This window comes from Coleofasciculus sp. E2-BRE-01 (assembly GCF_040221695.1).
GTDB lineage: Bacteria > Cyanobacteriota > Cyanobacteriia > Cyanobacteriales > Coleofasciculaceae > Coleofasciculus.
The window spans coordinates 1-3546 of sequence record NZ_JAVKEA010000244.1; the positions used below are offsets into that span (position 1 = coordinate 1).

Consider the following 3546-nt stretch of genomic DNA (forward strand, 5'->3'; position numbering starts at 1 on the left):
TCTGCATTTTTCTCGGTTTTTAGAGCAACTTGTAATTTTTCTTTTTGAGCGGGTTTCAAATAATTTTTGGCTGGCATATTTTTTTCGTTTTTCGGATTTCCTATTTTAATTATACCCTATTTAAATGCCGAACAGCTTATAGGGCTAAGGTTCCCTTACTACAAACACAATCAAAGCCAATTTCCCAGCAACACAAACGGTGCCCAATAGAAAGGATGTCTGAATCTCGACTGCTGTAATAACGCCAATTGAGCCTGACGCAATGCTTCCGCCTTGGTGACATTGGCTTGTGCCAATTCCTGATAAAATTTCACCATCAGCATCGCCGTAGACTGATCATCCACTGACCATAACGTCGCTAATGTACTCCGCGCCCCCGATCGCACGGCAACTCCTGCTATTCCCAACGCCGCACGCTTGTCACCTGCGGCGGTTTGACAAGCACTCAATACCAGCAATTCAATCGGTTGACGTTCCCTCTCCTCCCGCACCTGGAGAACTTCCCCTAATTGTTTAACATTGACGCGATCGTCCCACGCCAAAATAAACGTATCTTCAGCATCAGAACTAAACTGACCATGAGTGGCTAAATGAACCACCGGAAATGACGCAGCACTTATCTCTTTTTGCATCGCCGCACTGGTAAACTGCTGATTTAGCAGCACCTGCGCCGGAATCTCTGCCTGAATCTGCTGTATCTCCGACTCCACACCGGGTAACGCCGGAAAGTTCTGTTTTGCCTCACTTAATCCCCCCACTAACACCTTAATTGGGGTACGGCTTAAGGGTTGGGGTTCTAGGATTTGCAGACTGGGAGTCAGGGCGACACTGTATTTTTCAATCAGATAGTTTTCACCATCATATAACGCCACCATGGGCAGACTTTTCAGCGAACCATCTAAAGCAAACACCAAGGTTTTAATCTCAGACGCCGCTAACTCCGTCTCAATTGGTTGCACCAACCAATCGTACAATTGTTTAAACAGAGGTAATCGTTCGCGATCGCTCGCCACTCGTCGCAGAGAACGGCGGGTTTGAGCCAGAACCGTTTCTACTTCCGTCTCAGATATATTAGTCGCATAGTGTCGTAGAGGTTGATTCGCGATCGCCACAATCACCTCCAATCGATCTGGTAAAATAATCGGATAAATCACCGCCGCATTCGCATCAATTTGATCAACGGGTTCCGGTTGCGCCGTCAAACAAGCCTCACGAAAGAAGTTATCTAATTCAGCCAACTGTAAGGATTCAATCACCTCACGGGCTTGAACTAAATTCTCCTGGCTAACCGCTTTATTCCCCGGTTGCAATAGTAAACTAACAAGTTGGCGATAAATCGGTTCTACACTTTCTCGAAATGAGAACTGTAATTCTAAATTTGTCGCTACTAAATCATTCCGTAGGGAATTGAGAGAATGAATCGCTTCTTGATAAGCAGCAACTGCACTAGGATAAGCCGAATCATCGGCAATTCCTCGGTCGATCTGAGCTTTCAGGAGTCGTCCTAACTGCCATTGCCACAAATAAGCAATATCTGGGGAATTGACCGATTGCGCCAACAGCAATGCCTGTTCGGTTAGGGTTTTCGCTTCAGACCATTTTTGAATATACTCGTAAATCTGACCCAAATAACCCAAGCTGTAGGATTCTGCTCGTTGATCGCCTAATTCCTGGGCTTGCTGAATTCCGGTTGTCAGAATTTGAGCGACGGTTTGTGGGTTGAGGGCGGGTTTAGTTACGTTAGCGGTTTTCCCCAGAACGTTATTAGTTAAATCCACCCCGACGATGGGGAATGGGGCGGGTTTAGTTACGTTAGCGGTTTCCTCCGGAAGGTTAGAAGTAAAACCCGCCCCTACAATTCCGGCTTGCTGACGCCACAGTTTGAGGAAACTTTGGCTAAAATTAATTCGGGCATAAATCGTGCTACGATTGGTGGGTAAATTGGCAAATTGGGACTGTATTTTTTGGGCTAAGGCTTTCGCGTCTGCCAAATTTTCGAGTTCTATGAATAAACGCAGTTGATTTAATTGTGCCTGTAGGGTTGTTGTTGGTGAAACAGAAGACGCGATCGCGCTTTGATAAAACTCAATTGCCGCCTTCAATTCTCCCTGACTGTACGCCGTATTCCCCAAGCTCAAAAACGCTGCCGTAATCCCTGAGGATAAGTCTAATTTTTGGGCAATAGTTAAACTTTTCTGCAACACTGTCTGCGATTCTTCTAAGTCACCCACTAAGCGTAACGTATCGCCAAAACTCAATAATCCCGCCGCCTTAATCGCCGAATCTGGCTGAGTTTGCAGCAATTGGTTCACCTGTTCTAACGTCGTCTTAACTCGCGGATAAAACCCCAAAACTCGCAAGGCTTGCGCTTGATTCATCAAGCTACGCACCACCCCAGTTTCATCGCCCACCTGCTGATAGGTTTCTGTCGCTTCTTCCCACGTCTTCAGCGCCTGTTCCGGTTGTCCCTGTGCCAGTTGCATCTTTCCCTGGGTATTCAGCGCCTGCGCCAAAACCGTCGTGCGATCGCGACTCGCCGTTTCAGTTTGCAAAAGGTGTAAACTCTTCTCAATTGCCTGATTCGCTGGCGTCCATTGTCCCAACTGCTGATAGGCGAGTGCTAGATTGCTCAGTACCATGGCTTGATTCAGGGAATCCCCTTGACTGGCAAAGATATCTGCTGCCTGTTGCCAAGTGGTTACAGCGGCGGCAAATTCCCCCGACTGATACCGTTGTAAACCCACTTTCACCAATTCAGCTACATCGGGGGGAGAAACCTGAACCACGGCAGTATCGGGAATTGCCGCATTCACCTCCAGGATTCCCATTCCCTTGGGGAAATCTTGCCACGCCAATGCAACCGTCAACACCGTAGTCACACCAACTAAGCTGAGATACTTGAGGAATCGCTTGAATCGTTTTCCTGTAGCGCTCATTGGACTATCCTGAAATGGAACTATGCCGTGAATCCAACTTCAGGATACTCCGCTTCATTGAAAAGGGGCAGAATTCAAAGCCTCTCTCCTTGCAGGAGAGAGGTTTGGAGAGAGGTTCTCCAAATCCCGTGAACATAAGGTTAGTCAACCCAAACCCTCCGGATAGAGGAAGAGCGATCGCGGGAAATAAATACAAGACCCACATATCGCCTAATTTTGAAATTTAAGCGATAATGTGGGTTTTACTCAGGGTTCAGCAGGGTGCATCTGCTGTGGCTGGCAGGGTGCATCTGCTTTTCTTAGTTTGCCTGTTCCAGCGCGGTTTTAGGTGTAGCTATGATAAAGATGGTTTGAAGAGTTTGTGAAGCATGGGGGGAGGGGGGAGATGCTGACAGGTGTAGGTTTTTTACTGTGCGGTTGGGGCAAGACAAGGAGGGCAAGGGGGACAAGAGGACAAGGGAGGAAAACCGTACAGAATCTTGTTCGGTCAAGCTAACTTCTAAAAGCCGAAATGCCCGATTTTTCGTTCTCACTCTTCCTTGTCTACTGGTCTACCTGTCTACCTTGTCTTACCTAAACCTCAATCTTAAAAAACCTACCCTTGTGAGCT

1 protein-coding gene is annotated in these 3546 nt (G+C 47.3%); it reads right to left on the reverse strand.

Features of this window, described 5'->3' with window-relative positions; all coding sequences use genetic code 11:
* Window positions 1-170: 170 nt before the first annotated feature.
* Window positions 171-2936 carry a CHAT domain-containing protein gene (locus tag RIG66_RS33170; protein ID WP_446384268.1) on the reverse strand — a complete coding sequence of 922 codons (2766 nt, stop codon included), beginning with the start codon at window positions 2934-2936 and terminating at the stop codon, window positions 171-173.
* Between the last annotated feature and the right edge of the window lie 610 nt (window positions 2937-3546).